Source organism: Xanthomonas cannabis (assembly GCF_040616535.1).
Lineage (GTDB): Bacteria > Pseudomonadota > Gammaproteobacteria > Xanthomonadales > Xanthomonadaceae > Xanthomonas > Xanthomonas cannabis.
In genome coordinates this window covers 1,388,827-1,404,591 of the sequence record NZ_CP136580.1, presented here as the reverse complement: position 1 = coordinate 1,404,591, position 15,765 = coordinate 1,388,827, and the positions used below count along the sequence as shown (strand labels likewise).

The window sequence follows — 15,765 nt, the reverse complement described above, 5'->3', positions numbered from 1 at the left end:
TTGCCCATGCCGCCTATGGGCGGCACGGGCGGCAGCGCATCAGAAGCGGTGCGACATGCCCACATACACCTGCGCGTCCGGGGTGCGGTCGTTGAGGCCGAAGTTGGCGCCCACGTCCAGCTGCAACAGCGGGTTGAGCAGATACGCCGCGGCGATGTCGGCCGAATACTGTTCGACCGTCTGTGCAGGATCGCGGTTGATCGAGGACCACACCTCCACCGCCATCGACAGCTTCGGCGTGAGCGGGTGGGCCAGGTTGATCGCATTGATCACCGCGATGTGCTTGCCGCTGCCATCGCTGTCGGCCAACCAGTCGAGCTCCGGGCCGAAGGTCAACGAGAAGCTGTTAGGCAACGCAAAGTTGATCGGCAGAGCGACGCCGCCTTCCCACTCGTCGTTGCCCAGGCCGGTGCGGGCGGTCGGCGCCTTGACGAACGGCAGGACCGCCACGGTGGCGGTGTCGCTTTCGTAGAAACGCGCCTTCATGCGCAGATAGATGTCGCCACCGCCGCTCAGGCTGCTGCGTGCGCCGGTGGCGCGATCGGTGCTCTTGACCTGCAGTTGTGGTGCCCAGTTGAGCTGCAGATCGATGCGGTCGCTGACGCCGTACTTGAGCGTGGGATTGGTAAACACCGAGGTTTCGATGCGTGTGCCGGGCTGGCTGTCGCGGGTGTAGCTGCCGATATCGGTTTCCAGCTGCCAGGCGCCGGTCGGCACGGTACAGGTGGAATTGGCCTTGGTCGGCCGATCGGTGCAGAGCGCCGCTTCGGTGGCGTCTTGCGCCTGCGCTTGAGTGGCCAGGCCGCACAGCATGCCGGCCACGGCGATGGTCAGCAGCGAGATGCGGGGTGCGCGGGAAGAAGAACCGGAAATACCGGAAATAACAGTCAGCATTGCAGTAACTCCATGGCAGAGCGCTGGGCCAGGACACAACAGGCCAGCAGTGAGTGGGGGGAATGCGCGTGGAGAGGTGGATCGACTGCACGCCGCCCAAACGGCGACGTCTGGTCGATCCTATCGAACTGTCGAGCTCGCCAGACAAAAAGCGGCCGCAACCGTGCCTTGAAAGGAGCGCAGTGTGATTGGGCTAACGTTTTTGTCGGCAGCAGCGGCGGCGCGATGGCTTATTGCGCGGAGATCAGCGGGGTCGATCCAGGCTTGCGGCAGTGGTGGCGCATCATCCGTGCGGGAGACGGCACGATACGCAGCGGCGGCATAAAGGCGCTATGCATGAGCGCTGGACCCGGCATAAAGTCGGCGCAAAGACAGGCCGCAGACGACGAGGTGCCGTCAGGGACCGTCGATGGAGTTTGCAGCGGCGGTGCGTGGGGATGATGCAGATGATGGCAGCGACATCCGCTGCGGGCAGGTCGCCTTGCGCGCCTGCCAGGACGGCGCATGCATCGCATGCGCCGTGTCTGTCGCAGGCTCAGGCGGCCTGTTCGCCGCGCTTGCCGACGCGGTACAGCAGCCAGCCAACCAGGGCGAGAATGGCCAGGCCGATCCATTGATTGAGCTGCAGGGCGGCCGGCAGTGCCAGCACATCGGCACGGCTGGACAGCACGATCGGCACGGCAATGGCGATGCCCATCAGCGCCTCGCCGGTAATCAGGCCGGCGGCGAACAGCACGCCCGGACGATGCACGCGGTCGCGGCCATCTTCGTCGTCGGCGCGAATGTTGTGGAAGCGCTCCACCAGGTGCGCGATCAGGCCACCGATGAAGATCGGCACCATCAGTTCCAGCGGCAGATAGATACCGATGGCCGCCGCCAGCACCGGCACGCGGAAGCGCTTGCCGGTGGCCTTCAACCATTCGTCCAGCGCGATGATCGCCGCACCGACGCCGGCGCCGATGGCGATCATGGTCCACGGCAACTGGCCGCCGAACAGTCCCTTGGCCACCGAGGCCATCAAGGTGGCCTGGGGCGCGCCCAGCGAGTTGGGATGTTGCGGCGTGGCCGGGCCGATGCCATACGCCTGGGCCAGCAGATTCAACACTGGCGCCATGATCAACGCACACGAGAACGCACCAATGCCCAGCATCAACTGCTGCTTCCACGGCGTGGCACCAACCAGATAGCCGGCTTTGAGATCCTGCAGGTTGTCACCGCCCACCGCCGCCGCGCAGCACACCACTGCGCCGATCATGATGGCCGCCACCGCGCCCAGCGGCGCAGCGCCGATGCCCACCGGCACCAGGCCGCTCTTGCCCAGCAGCAGCACCAGCACCGCCGATGCGAACAGGATGGTGGAGATGGTGATGCCGGACACCGGGTTGTTGGACGAGCCGATCAACCCGGCCAGGTAGCCGGACACCGACACGAACAGGAAGCCGGCCACGATCATGATGATGGTCATCGGGATCGACACATGCCATTGCTGCACGATGGCCTGGTACAGACCCAGCAGCGGCAACGTGCACAGCACCAGCGCCACCAGCATCCACTTCATCGGCAGGTCGCGCTCGGTCTCGGCGACCACGCCGCCACTGCTCTTGCGCGCAGCCGCAAAGCCGCTCTTGATGCCGGAAAACAGCGACTTGCGCAGCGAGAACAGCGTCCACACGCCGCCGATCAGCATCGCGCCGACACCGAGGTAGCGGATCTTCGCGCCCCAGATGCCGAACGCCGCATCGGCGGCCGGCGCACCGGCCAGGCTCTGCGCCAGCGCCGGATCGCTGCCCATGAAGAACTGCTGATACAGCGGAATGGCGATATGCCAGGACAGGATCGAGCCGGACAGCACCACGATGCCGACATTCAGGCCGACGATATAGCCCACGCCCAGCAGCGCCGGCGACAGGTTGGTGCCGATATAGCCAACCAGGCGGCTGCTGCCCAGGTAAGTGGCCTGCGCCCAGGTGTCCGGGATCACGCGCAGGCCGCTGGCCGCACCGAGCTTGACCAGCGCGCCGATGGCGCCGGAGGCGGCCAGGATCTTCAGGCCCGGGCCGGGGTTTTCGCCGGCCTTGAGTACCTCCGCGGCGGCCTTGCCCTCGGGGAATGGCAGCGGGTCTTCGACGATCATCGAACGCCGTAGCGGCACCGAGAACAGCACGCCGAGCAGACCGCCCATGCCGGCGATGCCCAGCACCCACCAGTACTTGAAGTCCGGCCAGTAGCCCATGATCACCAGCGCCGGGATGGTGAAGATCACCCCCGCCGCGATCGACGAACCGGCCGAGGCGCCGGTCTGGACGATGTTGTTCTCCAGGATGGTGCCGCCGCCGAGCAGGCGCAGCACGCCCATCGACACCACCGCTGCCGGGATGGCGGTGGCAATGGTCAGGCCGGCAAACAGGCCGAGATAGGCGTTGGCGGCCGAAAGCACCACCGCCAGCACGATGGCCAGCACGACGGCGCGGAAAGTGAGCTGGCGCGGCTGCGCGTCATGGCGCATTGGGCGTTCCCCTGTAGGCAAAAAATCCGCACCACGCTAGCGTCTACGCAGGTTTCCGTCCAGCTGCGCCGCGGCGTGACAGTGTGCAAGGCATGGCGTGCGGCACCAACGACATCGGCGGCGACGCCTTGCGTGGCGCGATGGAGACGCCAGCTGGCGGCAGCCTGTGTGGATCGATGCGCCCGTGGCGCCACGGATTCGCACACGGCGCCGGCCTGGGCGTGGGGCTCGCTATCGTCCTGCACAGCAGCGCGTCGACAGGAGCCTGTGCGCCCCGCTCCGGCCGATGCGGCGTGCGCTGACCGCCAAGCCTGTTTCATCGGCCTTCCATCGCATACCGCGGCCGCGTGCCGAAAGGTCCGACACATGATCCGTCCACTGACACCGTTGATTCTGGCCGGCATGCTGTTGCCGCCTGCTGCCGCCGATGCATCCGGCAAGCAGCCCGCTCAGGATGCGGCACGATGCCCGGCACCTGAAACGGTGCACTACGCGGCCGGACGCTATCGCGCCCCTGTCCGGCTTGAGGTCGGCTCCGGGAGCGGCGTGTGGGCCAGTACCCTGCAACCCAACGCGGGCAGTCCACGGCATTTTTCATCAGCGCTCTACTACGGCACCCTCGCCGTGGCGGCGCCCAGCACCGGAGTGCTGGTCAATTGCAGCTACACGTTACGCGGTGGCACGGAGGTGGATCTGGCCTACTTCGATCGCCAGACGCCGGAGACGCAACGCAACCTGATCGTCACCCTGCAGCACCCATCCCGCTGGCAGCTCGATCAAGCGCCAGCGCCTGGGCAGGATCAGTTCTATGCCTGTTCCCGCAGCGAGGACATCCAAAGCGCGGCGGACTGCGCGTTCGAGCCGCTGCGTCTGGAGTGACGCAGCGGCACGCCCTGATCAATGCAGCAATTCGGCAAACGCGCGATCGGCTTCGATGACCTCAGGCAGCGCGGCGAACAACGCGTCCAGATCCACGCCGTCCATCAGCGGGCCGCGTACCGCCTGCAGTGCCGCCACAGGGTCGCCGCCATGGGCATGCAGGGCGTCGGAGACCTGCACGGCCTGGGCGACCAGCAAGGGCATGCGCGCGCCGTCGGGTGCGGCCGCGGGGCGGACCTGGTAGGCAATGGCTTCCTGGATCACGGCTGGCAACTGCCAGCGACGCACCAGCTCGGCGCCCACTTCGGGGTAGCCGAAGCCCAGTTGCAGCGTCTCTTCGGCGGCATGGCCGGCCGACGAGGTGTCGTGGTTGATGCGGCTGGCGTAATCCGGGGCGCCGGACTGGATCAGCAGCTCGCCGATGTTGTGCATCATGCCGCAGGTAAAGGCGGTTTCCGGGTCCAGGCCGTGCTGGCGCGCCAGCAGACGGCAGATGCCGGCCACTTCGAAACTGTGCCGCCAGAATGCCTTGAGGTCGAAGCCCGGGCCGGCGCGGAAGGCGCCAGTCATCGCCGAGGCCAGCACCAGGGTGCGCAGCGTATTGAAGCCCAGGCGCATCGCGGCGTCTTCCACGCTGGTGGAATCGCGCAGGCCGTGAAAGCGCGCCGAATTGGCCAGCCGCAGCACCTTTGCGGCGATTACCGGATCGCGCTCGATGCTGCGCGCCAATGTATCGATATCGGTCTGCGGATCGTCGAATTGACGGATCAGGTCCTGCGCCACCTTGGGTACCGTGGGCAAGGTATGCAACTGCTCGAACAGCGCCTCCAACTTCATGATCGCCTCGTGGGTGAAGGGATAAGCCAGCGCGGCCGCGCCAGCCTGCATGGTGTAGCACAGACCGGTTGGCTGTCGGTGACCAACGCAGGGCAGTATTCATGCGCGTCCGGGTTTCGTGGTGCACAACGCCTGCGTGGACGGGCCTCAGGCGGGTCTTCACCGATAGCGACCTCGACAACTCCGCCCTGCCCGGCGTCGCTCGGCGCCTGTGATACCGGCGATGCGCGGGTGATCGGCACCACAGGTGGTCACCCACCCTGCATTGCAGTACACGAATGAAGGCATCAGGGCAGGCGTATCGACGCGATGGAGTGTTGCGCTGCCGATACCTGCTGCACGCGGGCAGCGCTCAATGAAAATCGCGCGAGGGCAGCTGCATCTCGCCGAGCAGGTTGCTGAGGTCGTGCAGGTCGCCGGCGATGAGGTGCTCCACGCCATCCACGCGTTCCCAGCGTCCGCGCACCGCGAGCAGGCGCGACTCCAGCAGCGCGCGGCGGCGGCGCAGCGCCAGGTGCGACCAGACGATGACGTTGATCATGCCGTGCTCGTCTTCCAAGGTGACGAAGATGGTGCCCTTGGCGGTGGCCGGGCGCTGACGCTGGGTGACCAGGCCGGCCACATGCACGCCGCTGCCGTGGCGGCGTCCCTGCAATTCGCGCAGGCCCAGGATGCGTCGCTGGCGCATCTGCGGGCGCAGCAGCGCCATCGGGTGCTGGCGCAGGCTCAGGCCGACCGCGCGGTAGTCGGCCAGGATTTCTTCGCCCGCGCGCGGCGCTTCGAACTCCACCGGGCGTTCTTCCGGGCTGCCCGGCAGCAACGGTCGCCGCGCTTCCACGCCGGCCATCGCCCAGCGCGCGGCGTTGCGGTTGCCCACCAGACCCTGCAGGGCGCCGGCTTCGGCCAGGGCCAGGCGCGCTTTTTCGTCGAGTGTCGCGCGCAGGCACAGGTCGCCGATGTCGGCGAAAACCCGTTGCGTGCGTGCAGCGACAATGCGATGTGCCACCACTTCCGATAACCCGGCAACTTGCCGCATCCCCAGCCGGATCGCCGGTTGTTCGCCCGGGTTGGCGTCGCTGCGCCACGGCCGGCCGCCGACCAGGGTGTTGTCCCAGTCGCTGTGCAACACGTCCACCGGCAGCACCTCCACGCGCTCGCGCTCTGGGCTGCCGCGGCGCGCGTCCTGCACGATCTGGCTGGCCGAATAAAAGCCCATTGGCTGCGAATTGAGCAGCCCGCAGGCGAAGGCCGCCGGTTCGTGGCGTTTGAGCCAGCAGCTGGCATAGACGAGTTTGGCGAACGAGGCGGCGTGGCTTTGCGGAAACCCGTAGGAGCCGAAGCCCTTGATCTGTTCAAAGATCTGGTCGATGAAGGTGGAGGCGTAGCCTCTGTTCTGCATGCGCTCGCGCACGCGCGTGCGATGTTGTTCCATGTCGCCGCCGCGCCGCCAGGCCGCCATGGAGCGGCGCAGATTGTCTGCCTCGCTTTCGGTGTACTCGGCGGCATGCATCAGCAGTTCCATCACCTGCTCCTGGAACAACGGCACGCCCAGCGTGGGTTTGAGGATGTCTTCCACTTCCGGCGATGGATAGTTCACTTCTTCGCGGCCCTGCCGCCTGCGCAGATACGGGTGCACCATGTCGCCCTGGATCGGCCCGGGACGCACGATCGCCACTTCGATCACCAGGTCGTAGAACACCGCAGGTTTGAGCCGCGGCAGCATCGCCATCTGCGCGCGCGACTCGATCTGGAAGACACCGACCGTATCGGCGCGCTGGATCATCTTGTAGGTTGGGAGATCGTCACCCGGAAGCGTGGCAATGCTGTAGTCGCGCCTGCGGTGACCGCGCACCAACTCCAGCGTCTTGCGGATGCAGGTCAGCATGCCCAGCGCCAGGCAATCGACCTTGAGCAGTTTCATGGTTTCCAGATCGTCCTTGTCCCACTGGATGATGGTGCGATCGGCCATGGCGGCGTTTTCCACCGGCACCAGCAGCGATAGCGGCTCGTCGGAAATGACGAAACCGCCGACATGCTGGGAGAGATGCCGTGGGTGATCGCGCAGCTGCTCGGTCACTGCAAGGATCTTGTTGATCAACGGATTGGCCAGAGCGAACCCGGCTTCTTCGATGCGCTGTTCCATCGGCGTTTCACCATTGCCCCAGCCGTAGCAATTGGCCAGCAGCGCGATCTGGTCCGGCGGCAGGCCGAAGGCCTTGGCCACGTCGCGTACCGCACTCTTGCCGCGATAGCAGATCACTGTTGCCGCCAGCGCCGCACGTTCGCGACCGTACTTGCTGTAGACGTACTGCAGCACTTCTTCGCGGCGTTCGTGTTCGAAATCCACGTCGATGTCTGGCGGCTCATCGCGTTTTTCGGAGAGAAAGCGTGCCATCAACAAACGCGTCTCGTCGGGATTGACTGCGGTGATGCCCAGCGCATAACACACCGCCGAATTGGCCGATGAGCCACGGCCCTGGCAAAGAATTTTTTTCTCGCGCGCGAAGCGCACCACATCCTGGACAGTGAGGAAGAACGCTTCGTACTTCTTGAACGCAATCAGCGCCAGCTCTTTTTCGATGTCCTCGCGCACCTTTGCCGAGATGCCGCCCGGCCAGTGCTTGCGAATTCCGGCTTCGGTGAGCTGACGTAGATAACTGGTTGGCGTATGCCCTTCCGGCACCAGTTCTTTAGGGTAGGTGTAGCTGATCTTGGAAATATCGAAGATGCAGCGTTGCGCCAACTCCACCGTGGCTTGCAACAACGCATCCGGGTAGATATTGCCCAACGCGCGCCGCGTACGCAGATGGCGCTCGCCATTGCGAAATAGATGCGCGCCGCACTCGGCAAGTGGCAGGGTGTAGCGGATGGCGGTCAGGGTGTCCTGCACGATGCGCTCGCGGCGTTGCGCCATATGCACATCACCGCTGGCCAAGGCGGTCATGCCCAGTTGCTGGGCAAGCGATTGCAGCGCCTGCAGGCGTGCGGCATCGTCCTGCTCGCGATGCAGTTCCACCGCCAGAAACGCACGCTCGCCGAACACGTGTTGCAGCCAGGCGCCCTGCTCTGCCTGCGGCTGCGCGCTGGGCAACCACAGTGCAAACACACCTGGTACACCGTCGCGAAACTGCGCTTCCACTTCGGCACGCCCCAACCGATACGCGCCCTTGCTTGCGGCACGCCGCGCGCTGGTGATCAGCGCACACAACTGCGGATAGCCCTGCGCGTTTTCCACCAGCAGCACGAAGCGGGTGCCATCGACGAGGGTGAATTCGCTGCCGACGATCAACCGCACGCCGGTGGCACGCGACGCTTCCAGGCCACGCACGATGCCGGCCAGCGAGCATTCGTCGGTAATGGCCAAGGCGCTGTAGCCGCAGTGCTGTGCGCGCACGAACAACTGCTCTGCGCTGGAGGCGCCACGCAGGAACGAGAAATCCGACAGGCAATGCAGCTCGGCATACGCGGGCAAGCCATCGGCGACCTGCGCATGGGTGATGTCGTCGTTGGCCGCACGCAGCCGCGCCGCCACGTTCCAGGCGCGCGGCATGCGCCCGCCGGGCGTGTCGCGGTCCACGCCATCGACGGCGTCATCCCAGCTCATGCACGGACGCCTTCAACTTCGGGCTGCGCCCTGCAGATGTCCAGTGCGCGGCAGATCGCATCGCCGCAGATCCTGCCGCGTTTTGTCTGGAGCCTTGGCACCGGCCGCGTACGCCGCAGCCGCAATGAGCAGCCAAGCTGCACGTGCTCCGATACCGCGCGGGCATGCGCGCTCACGCAAACCACCCATGCAGCATCCAGCCATCCACCCGGCCCGGTGCGGCGAATGCCCAACCGCGCCGGCCGCGCGCGGTTTCCACCACGTAGTAATCGCGACGCGCGTCGTCGTCGTCCCACCAACCACTTTCCAGCCGTTCCGGGCCGGACACGATGCGCAGATGCGGGTCGTGCAGCGGCACCGGCTGCGGCAGCAGCCAGGTGGGACGCGGCGGACGTGGCGGCGCGGCGGTTTCGCGCACCGCATCGCCGATGGCGCGACGCCAGGCGCGTTCCGGGCGCGGGTCGTCGGCCGGCAGCACACGGTACACTGCCTCATCGCCCAGCCGCGCACGCAGGCGTTCGCGCAGTTGCGGCCAGTCCACCGATTGCTGCGCGCGTTGATCGAACAGGTCGCGCATCGCCGGCACGAACGGCGGCAGTTGCCGCGCCAGCAGGCGCATCGCTACCACCGGGCGCGGAATTTCCACCCGCTCCAGCCGGTTGCGCGCCAGCTCAAAGAGCAAGGTTGGCGCACGCTCTGGCGTCAGCAGGCCGATCTCGACATCGGTGGCGCCCTCTTCGTGTTCCAGGCGCAGCAAAAAACGCTGTACACCGCCATCGCGGATGGACAGGTACGTGCACAGGTCGCCGATCAGCCGGCGCAACGGAAACAGCAGCGCCGGATGCGTTTCCACCTCGTAGCCCAGCTCCACGCGGTGATCGAAATGGTCTGGCGGCGCGTAGCACTCCAGCGGGTCGTCGACGGTGCCGTAGAGGCGATCCAGGTGATCCAGCAGGCCTGCACCGAAGCGCCGACGCAGCCCGTCGCGCGGCAGTGCGCGCAGCGCCGCAAGCGTGCGCACGCCCATGTGTTGCAGGCGCTCGCCAACATCGCCCGGCAACGCGGCGCGGCGTACAGGCACCTTGTCGAGCGTGCTGTGCAAGGACGGCAATTCCGTTACCACCATGCCATCGCGCAGGCCGGCCAGCACGCGTGCGGCGCGCGGTGTCGGTGCCAGCGCAAGCCGATGCTGGAAGCCCAGCGCCTGCAGCTCGTCACGCAAGCGCCGCTCGAACCGTGGCCAGGGGCCGAACAGGCGAAAGCTGGCGCCGGCTTCCAGCACGATGGCGCGCGACCACTGCTGGCTCACCAACGAACTATGCCGATAGGCCCAGGCCGCAAGAAACCGCTGCGTGCGTGCTTCGTTCTGTGCGTCGTAATCGATGGTGCGTACCTGCGTCATCAACGCATGCGCCGCCGACAGCCGCATGCCGGCCTTCAGCCCGGCCGCGCCGGCCGCGGCATTGACCGAGTGCAGGCTGCGCAACTGCGCCGGGCCTTCCACCAGCACCAGCGGTGCGTCCGGCTCTTCCAGACGCCGAAGGACGGCGTCCAGCGCCAGCTGCGGCAGCAATATGCAGGCCCACAACATGCGCGCGCCTCAATGCGCCAGCCGCAACGGCTGCGAGGGCACCTGCCCGCCGCGGCATTTGCGCACCTGCCAGGCATCGCGCTCGGGCAGAAATTCCAGCCGCAAGGCCGCCGGCGATGCATTCACCGCATGCCGGCGGTCGCGCAACGCAAACGCGCAGCAGTTGCCGCTGTCGGCTGCCACCTGCAGCCGTCGCAATGCGCGCGCATCGCCGGTCTGCGGCCAGCCCAGCACCGCCGCGCAGGCGCCGCTGCGCAGACATTGCTCGAAGGCCCACAAGGCCTCGCGCGGCTCGGCCTGCACTACTTCCAGGTGCTCAAGCACCACCCCGCCCGCCTGCCAGGCCGGCGCATACGGAATGAACGGCGGGGCCACCAACACCACCCGGCTGCTGGCAGCGGTCATGCGTGCCAGGGTGGGCAACAACAAGGCGATTTCGCCCACGCCGTGGGCAGGCAACAGCAACTCGGTCAGCGCACGCCGCGGCCAGCCGCCGTCGGGCAGCAGCGCATCCAGTGCGGCATGCCCGGTGGCTTCGCCGCCATTGGCGGTGGCCGTGCCATGGCCGGCCCGCCACACCGTGCGCGCGGCCAGCAAGGCATCCAGCGGCAACGCCAGCGCCGCATTGCCGTGTTGTCTGGTGCGCGCGGGCTCCTGGCTCATGTCAGCCCTGCCGGATCAGGCCGCAGTACAGTCCTTCGATCGCGAAGTCGGCATCGGCTGCCACCACGATCGGCGCATGCGCGCGGTTACGCGGCAGCAGGCGGATGCGCTCGGGCCCACGCTCCAGGCGCTTGATGGTGATTTCGCCGTCCACCCGCGCCACCACGATCTGCCCATCGCGCGCCTCGTTGCTGCGATGCACGCCCACCAGGTCGCCATCCAGGATGCCGTCGTCGATCATCGAATCGCCCTGCACTTTCAGCAGGTAATCCGGGCGCAGCGAGAACAGCGCGCGATCCAGCCAGAGCTGACGTTCCAGCCCGATGTCTGCGCCGATCGGCACACCCGCCGCCACCCGCCCCAGCACCGGCAAGGCCAGCACCGCATCGCGTCTTGCCCCGCCGGGCATGCGGATGCCGCGCTTCTGGTTGGGCAGCAGCTCGATCAACCCGGCCTCGGCCAGGGCCTGCACATGCTTTTGCGCCGCGTTGCGCGAGGCGAACCCGAAGGCCTGCGCAATCTCGGCCAGGCTGGGCGACACGCCGGCCTGGGCCTGCTCTTGCAGAAAGGCCAGCACCGCAGCGCGTTGAGGAGACAGTGGGGGCATGGCAACGGCAGCCGGACGGGACAAGGTGTACATTTGTACACCCATCGGTCGCAGCAGACGAGATTGGCTTACTGAGCCGATTCAGCCGGGCCGGCTTGCGAACGGGTCGCTGGGGAGTTATAACTTACGTATTAACGCAAGGTGCCGCCATGAAACTCAAGATCACTGCCATCGGCAATTCCTCCGGCGTCATCCTGCCCAAGGAACTGCTCGCCCGCCTGCGCCTGGGCAAGGGCGACGAACTCTATGCGCTGGAAACGCCAGACGGCATCAAGCTGACCGCATTCGACCCTACATTGGCTGCGCAGATGGATGTGGCCGAGCAGGTGATGCGTGACCGCCGCACTTTGCTCAACAAACTGGCACAGTAACGCGCACGCATGCTCATCTGGATCGAGCGGCCACTTGTCTTGGCCATTCACGATCGCCAGCTGGCCGAACATGGCGGCGGGAGCGGTGTGCGTGACGATGCGCTACTCGATTCGGCGCTTGCCAGACCGAAACAACTGGCTGCCTATGGCGACCCGCCACCGGACCTGGCGGCGCTTGCAGCGAGCCTGGCGTATGGCCTGGCCCGTAACCATCCATTTGTCGATGGCAACAAGCGCACCGCAGCAGTGGCCTGCGAAACCTTCATTGTGCTCAACGGCGCCACCTTGGTGGCGGGCGATCTGGAACTCTACGGGTTTTATATCGGCTTGGCGGACGGCTCGCTCGATGAAGCCGCTTGTGCCGCTTGGCTGCGTCCACGTTTGCAATCCCGGCACCAGCAGCGTGTGCATGAATCAGCACCGACCTACGGCTGAGTGACCGCCGGCGCGGCACTGTTCGTGCGTGCCGCGTGGCAGCACTTCTTGCTGAGCGTGGCAGGCATAAATAAAAGTGACCGCGCAACCAATCACCTGGAGAGTCGATTCTCTGTGGGCATGGCATGCGCCCGTTGCACGCCAATCTCCCTCACGCCGTCCCACTCCGGCTAACGACTGCACGCTACGCTCGTACTCGCCGTCTAAGCGTCTTTGGCTTCGGCACGCTTACGCGTTGCAGCTGCCTTCTTCGCGGCCGCCTTGCGCACTGCCGGGCCCTTGGTGCTTGCGGCTTTCTTTGCCGCTGCCGAACGGTCGCTGGCTGTGCGCTTTTTGGCAGCGCCCGCGGCCTGCGTGGACAGGGCCTGCTTGCCCACTGTCTTCTTGGCGCTGGTGTTCTTGCTGGCAGTCTTCAAGGCTTTCTTGGCGCCGGCCGAGCGTGTGGGCGACACCGGCTTTTTGGAAGTTGCAGCTGCGCTGTCCTGTGCGGCTTTCTTCTTGGTGGCTTTGGACGCGGAACCGGACGGTGCAACATCCACGCCATCGCGGCGCGCCTTGGACAGCCCGATCGCAATGGCCTGCTTGGTGCTTTTGACTCCATGCGCGCCTTCGCGCACCTGTTCGATTTCTTCTTTGACGTATTCGCCGGCCTGGGTACTGGGCGATTTTCCTTCGCGCTTGTCCTTGTCGGCAGCGCGGCGCGTTTTGATCTGTGGCATGGCACTTCCCGGGCTGTGGATGGCAGCCCGATGTAACAAGCGCGGCGTCAATATGCAGTGGGCGCAATACTCACCTGACGTTGAAGCGTGCCTGGCGCCATCCCAGGCCTGTGCATGCGCCTGGCTTGCGCAAGAATGAGCGCATCGGCGTACCCAGCAGATGTATGCGTCACCGCGCTCAGCTCACACTACGCTTCGCCAGCCGGTAGCGGCTCACCTTGCGCATCGTAGGCGGGTGGGTGATAGAAGTTGACCGTCTTCAATGGCGTGTGCCCGGTGTTGCGGATCTCGTGCGTTTCACCGCGCTCGATGGCGATCAGGCAACCGGCCTGCAGTGCATGCGCCTGCCCTTCGACCACTGCCACGCCGGTGCCGTCCACCACGTACAGCCATTGATCGGCGCCACGGTGACGATTGTCGGGCCCGCCTTCGCCCTCGCCCGGCGCGATCACCATTTCGGCGGCCTGCACGTGCCGCACCGAAAACAGCACCTTGAACGCATCAGTCAACGTCAGCTGTGCACTGCGCATGTGGCATCTCCTCGGGATTGCCGCGATGCTGGGCCGCCACGCGTCAACGCGCTGGCAACGCGCTCATGGGTGACGGCAGTACCACGCCCAGACCTGGTCGGGCAGGTGCGCCTGCAGCGGTAGATCCAGCGCACGATACCCATCAAGCACATCGCGTAGCGCGCGTTGCGCCGGCGTGGTGCCGAGCAGGCCATCCAGTTCGTCCGGGCTCAACTGCACGGCCGACCAGTCGTACAGGCGATCGATCCGCTGCGCCATCGCCGCTTGCAGCCAATCGCGCAGCACAAAGACGCGATACCCCTGCGTCTGCAGATCAGCCACTACCAGCTCCAGCGCCTGGCTCACGCCACGGAACCACTCGGTATGCCCGCCTGCCGTCGCACGGATGGCCAGGGGCGCCGGCGCGTTGTGCGCAAGCAACGGGCGGCGCAGTTGCAGCTCCAGGTCGCGCGCATCGCGCTCACGTTCGGCTTCCACCAACAGCCCGCGCTCCAGATCGAAAAAATCGAACCAACGCGGATGCAGGCTGCCGATGCGCCCCAATGGGTCGCGCGAGAAACCGATCTTGCTATGGTCTTCCCATTGGCACGGGAACACGTAGGTGAAGCAGCGTCCGTCGGTGGCGACCGTCGTGGCGCGGCGTGTCCGCGTGCTCACCGCTGCCCCGCACGCGCACGCACTGGCGCAGCGGGTCGTGACGGCGCCGGCGCCGGCTCCCAGCCGAAGACGCTGCGCCCGCCGTAACGGTGCGAATCGCGGCGTTCCTGTGCGATGTACTCCTCCACCGTGGGACCTTGCGCGCTGGCTTCGAGCCGGCGCGCCTGCGCGTCCAGCCGTGCGATCGCCTGCAAGCGTTCGTCATTGCCCAGTTTGGCCTGCTGCATCGCCTGCTTGAGTACGCCGATGGTGTGATCGAGCACGCGCGTGGGCACCGGAAACGGATGGCGATCCTTGCCGCCGTGGGCCAACGAAAAGCGTGCCGGGTCGCTGAAACGGCATGGCGTGCCATGCACCACTTCGGCCACCATCGCCAGCGAACGCAAGGTCCGCGCACCTACGCCAGGTACTTGCAGCAATGCGGTGAAATCGCGCGGGCCGGCTTCGGCGGCAGCGGCCAGGCTGGCGTGCAGCCGCCGGACGATCACGTTTTCGCTGCGCACGTCGTGATGCTCGGGCATGGACAGATGCGGTTGCTGCGCCGGGTCCCAACCGTGCCCGGCGAACAGATCGCCAGTCACCGGGCCTTGCGCAGCGGGCGCCGCTACAGGCGCTTCCACACCCGCAATCCGCTGCCATTCACGCGCTAGCTGATCCGGCGCGGTGCTGCGCAGCAACTCCACCTGCGCCTCACGCGAGGCGGCGGCCCGTTGATCTGCAAGATTGACGATCCTGCCCTGATGCGCCCCGTCGATGGCCGCATGCGGCGCATCCACGAAACTGCTCAGCCCCTCGGAGAGCCAGTGATACCGGCGCGCCTGCTTGCGTTGCCCATGCATACCCTGCTGCACCACCACCCAGCGGCCGTCATCGCTGACGATGAAACCGTGCAGGTACAGGTCGAAACCGTCCTGCACTGCCGCGCTGTCGACCTTGGCCACCAGCCGGCTGGCCTGCGCCAACGCCGCGCCATCGAGCCCCACCGCGTCGCCCACCGCCAGCAGCTCAGCCGGTGTGGCGCGCGAATGCCGGCCGCGCCCGCCACACACATGGATGCCCAGCTCGCCAGCCAGAGGCGTCATCCCACGCTTGAGCGCGCCGATCACGCTGGTGGTGATGCCGGACGAATGCCAGTCCATGCCCATCACCGCACCGAACGACTGAAACCAGAACGGATGCGCAAGCCGACCCAACAACTCATCGCGTCCATAGCTGTGCACGATGGCCTCGCACATCACCGCACCCAGTCGCGTCATCCGCTGCCCCAGCCATTGCGGCACGCGTCCGCCATGCAAGGGAAGATCTGCACTGCCGCCGCGCCGGCTCATGACTGCCACTGCTTGTTCATGCCACCAGAATACCGGCGCTGCGTCGCACCCGCTGGGACGCAGCTGTTGCAGCGCGCCGCATTGCTGACGAATTCAGTTCGAAGGCTTGCACCACCTCGCAGCGGATCAGCATGCCCTTCACGA

General features: G+C 66.4%; 14 protein-coding genes. 3 read left to right on the top strand and 11 right to left on the bottom strand.

Annotated features, from left to right (window positions below):
- Positions 1-39: 39 nt before the first annotated feature.
- Positions 40-894: a transporter gene (locus tag RZV17_RS06035; protein WP_355607925.1), complete on the bottom strand. Its 855-nt coding sequence runs from the start codon at positions 892-894 to the stop codon at positions 40-42.
- A gap of 535 nt (positions 895-1,429) precedes the next feature.
- Positions 1,430-3,400: an OPT family oligopeptide transporter gene (locus RZV17_RS06030; protein ID WP_047694232.1), complete on the bottom strand. Its 1,971-nt coding sequence runs from the start codon at positions 3,398-3,400 to the stop codon at positions 1,430-1,432.
- A 387-nt stretch (positions 3,401-3,787) separates the two neighbouring features.
- Between RZV17_RS06030 and RZV17_RS06025 the strand changes: the two genes are divergently transcribed.
- Entirely contained in the window at positions 3,788-4,279 is a 492-nt protein-coding gene (locus tag RZV17_RS06025) for a DUF3757 domain-containing protein (RefSeq protein WP_355607922.1), read from the top strand.
- An 18-nt stretch (positions 4,280-4,297) separates the two neighbouring features.
- Here RZV17_RS06025 and RZV17_RS06020 read toward each other — a convergent pair whose 3' ends face one another.
- The 5 genes from RZV17_RS06020 to lexA form a co-directional block, all read right to left on the bottom strand.
- Positions 4,298-5,116, bottom strand: coding sequence for an HDOD domain-containing protein (locus RZV17_RS06020; RefSeq protein WP_184439799.1), 819 nt, complete (start codon positions 5,114-5,116; stop codon positions 4,298-4,300).
- A gap of 352 nt (positions 5,117-5,468) precedes the next feature.
- Entirely contained in the window at positions 5,469-8,720 is a 3,252-nt protein-coding gene (locus RZV17_RS06015) for an error-prone DNA polymerase (protein ID WP_355607914.1), read from the bottom strand.
- 172 nt (positions 8,721-8,892) lie between these two features.
- Positions 8,893-10,311 carry a DNA polymerase Y family protein gene (locus tag RZV17_RS06010; RefSeq protein ID WP_355607912.1) on the bottom strand — a complete coding sequence of 473 codons (1,419 nt, stop codon included), beginning with the start codon at positions 10,309-10,311 and terminating at the stop codon, positions 8,893-8,895.
- 9 nt (positions 10,312-10,320) lie between these two features.
- Positions 10,321-10,974 carry a translesion DNA synthesis-associated protein ImuA gene (gene imuA, locus RZV17_RS06005; RefSeq protein WP_179454858.1) on the bottom strand — a complete coding sequence of 218 codons (654 nt, stop codon included), beginning with the start codon at positions 10,972-10,974 and terminating at the stop codon, positions 10,321-10,323.
- A gap of 1 nt (position 10,975) precedes the next feature.
- Entirely contained in the window at positions 10,976-11,581 is a 606-nt protein-coding gene (gene lexA / locus RZV17_RS06000; RefSeq protein ID WP_123137481.1) for a transcriptional repressor LexA, read from the bottom strand.
- 149 nt (positions 11,582-11,730) lie between these two features.
- On the opposite strand from lexA, the gene RZV17_RS05995 reads away from it, so the two are divergent.
- Both RZV17_RS05995 and RZV17_RS05990 read left to right on the top strand, forming a co-directional pair.
- Positions 11,731-11,952 (top strand): AbrB/MazE/SpoVT family DNA-binding domain-containing protein, encoded by a 222-nt coding sequence (locus RZV17_RS05995; protein WP_166751276.1) that lies wholly within the window; start codon positions 11,731-11,733, stop codon positions 11,950-11,952.
- 9 nt (positions 11,953-11,961) lie between these two features.
- The gene (locus RZV17_RS05990; protein WP_039413334.1) at positions 11,962-12,387 is read left to right on the top strand and encodes a type II toxin-antitoxin system death-on-curing family toxin; all 426 of its coding nucleotides are present in this window, start codon (positions 11,962-11,964) and stop codon (positions 12,385-12,387) included.
- Between the two features lie 203 nt (positions 12,388-12,590).
- Here RZV17_RS05990 and RZV17_RS05985 read toward each other — a convergent pair whose 3' ends face one another.
- The 4 genes from RZV17_RS05985 to RZV17_RS05970 form a co-directional block, all read right to left on the bottom strand.
- On the bottom strand, positions 12,591-13,106 hold the full coding sequence (locus RZV17_RS05985; RefSeq protein WP_184369582.1) for a DUF6496 domain-containing protein: 516 nt from the start codon (positions 13,104-13,106) through the stop codon (positions 12,591-12,593).
- A gap of 188 nt (positions 13,107-13,294) precedes the next feature.
- Positions 13,295-13,636: a cupin domain-containing protein gene (locus RZV17_RS05980; protein ID WP_184385712.1), complete on the bottom strand. Its 342-nt coding sequence runs from the start codon at positions 13,634-13,636 to the stop codon at positions 13,295-13,297.
- Between the two features lie 63 nt (positions 13,637-13,699).
- The gene (locus RZV17_RS05975) at positions 13,700-14,293 is read right to left on the bottom strand and encodes a GIY-YIG nuclease family protein (RefSeq protein WP_355607906.1); all 594 of its coding nucleotides are present in this window, start codon (positions 14,291-14,293) and stop codon (positions 13,700-13,702) included.
- A complete protein-coding gene (locus tag RZV17_RS05970) occupies positions 14,290-15,621 on the bottom strand; it encodes a DUF763 domain-containing protein (RefSeq protein WP_355607903.1) in 1,332 nt (443 codons plus the stop codon). Before RZV17_RS05970 ends, RZV17_RS05975 begins: the two co-directional genes overlap by 4 nt.
- Between the last annotated feature and the right edge of the window lie 144 nt (positions 15,622-15,765).

Bases quoted from the DNA above. Each gene is read 5' to 3' on its own strand.
- RZV17_RS06015 (WP_355607914.1), bottom strand. From the start codon at position 8,720: ATGAGCTGGGATGACGCCGTCGATGGCGTGGACCGCGACACGCCCGGC.
- RZV17_RS06020 (WP_184439799.1), bottom strand. From the start codon at position 5,116: ATGAAGTTGGAGGCGCTGTTCGAGCAGTTGCATACCTTGCCCACGGTA.
- lexA (WP_123137481.1), bottom strand. From the start codon at position 11,581: ATGCCCCCACTGTCTCCTCAACGCGCTGCGGTGCTGGCCTTTCTGCAA.
- RZV17_RS05980 (WP_184385712.1), bottom strand. From the start codon at position 13,636: ATGCGCAGTGCACAGCTGACGTTGACTGATGCGTTCAAGGTGCTGTTT.
- RZV17_RS06035 (WP_355607925.1), bottom strand. From the start codon at position 894: ATGCTGACTGTTATTTCCGGTATTTCCGGTTCTTCTTCCCGCGCACCC.
- RZV17_RS05985 (WP_184369582.1), bottom strand. From the start codon at position 13,106: ATGCCACAGATCAAAACGCGCCGCGCTGCCGACAAGGACAAGCGCGAA.
- RZV17_RS05990 (WP_039413334.1), top strand. From the start codon at position 11,962: ATGCTCATCTGGATCGAGCGGCCACTTGTCTTGGCCATTCACGATCGC.
- RZV17_RS06030 (WP_047694232.1), bottom strand. From the start codon at position 3,400: ATGCGCCATGACGCGCAGCCGCGCCAGCTCACTTTCCGCGCCGTCGTG.
- RZV17_RS05970 (WP_355607903.1), bottom strand. From the start codon at position 15,621: ATGAGCCGGCGCGGCGGCAGTGCAGATCTTCCCTTGCATGGCGGACGC.
- imuA (WP_179454858.1), bottom strand. From the start codon at position 10,974: ATGAGCCAGGAGCCCGCGCGCACCAGACAACACGGCAATGCGGCGCTG.
- RZV17_RS05995 (WP_166751276.1), top strand. From the start codon at position 11,731: ATGAAACTCAAGATCACTGCCATCGGCAATTCCTCCGGCGTCATCCTG.
- RZV17_RS06010 (WP_355607912.1), bottom strand. From the start codon at position 10,311: ATGTTGTGGGCCTGCATATTGCTGCCGCAGCTGGCGCTGGACGCCGTC.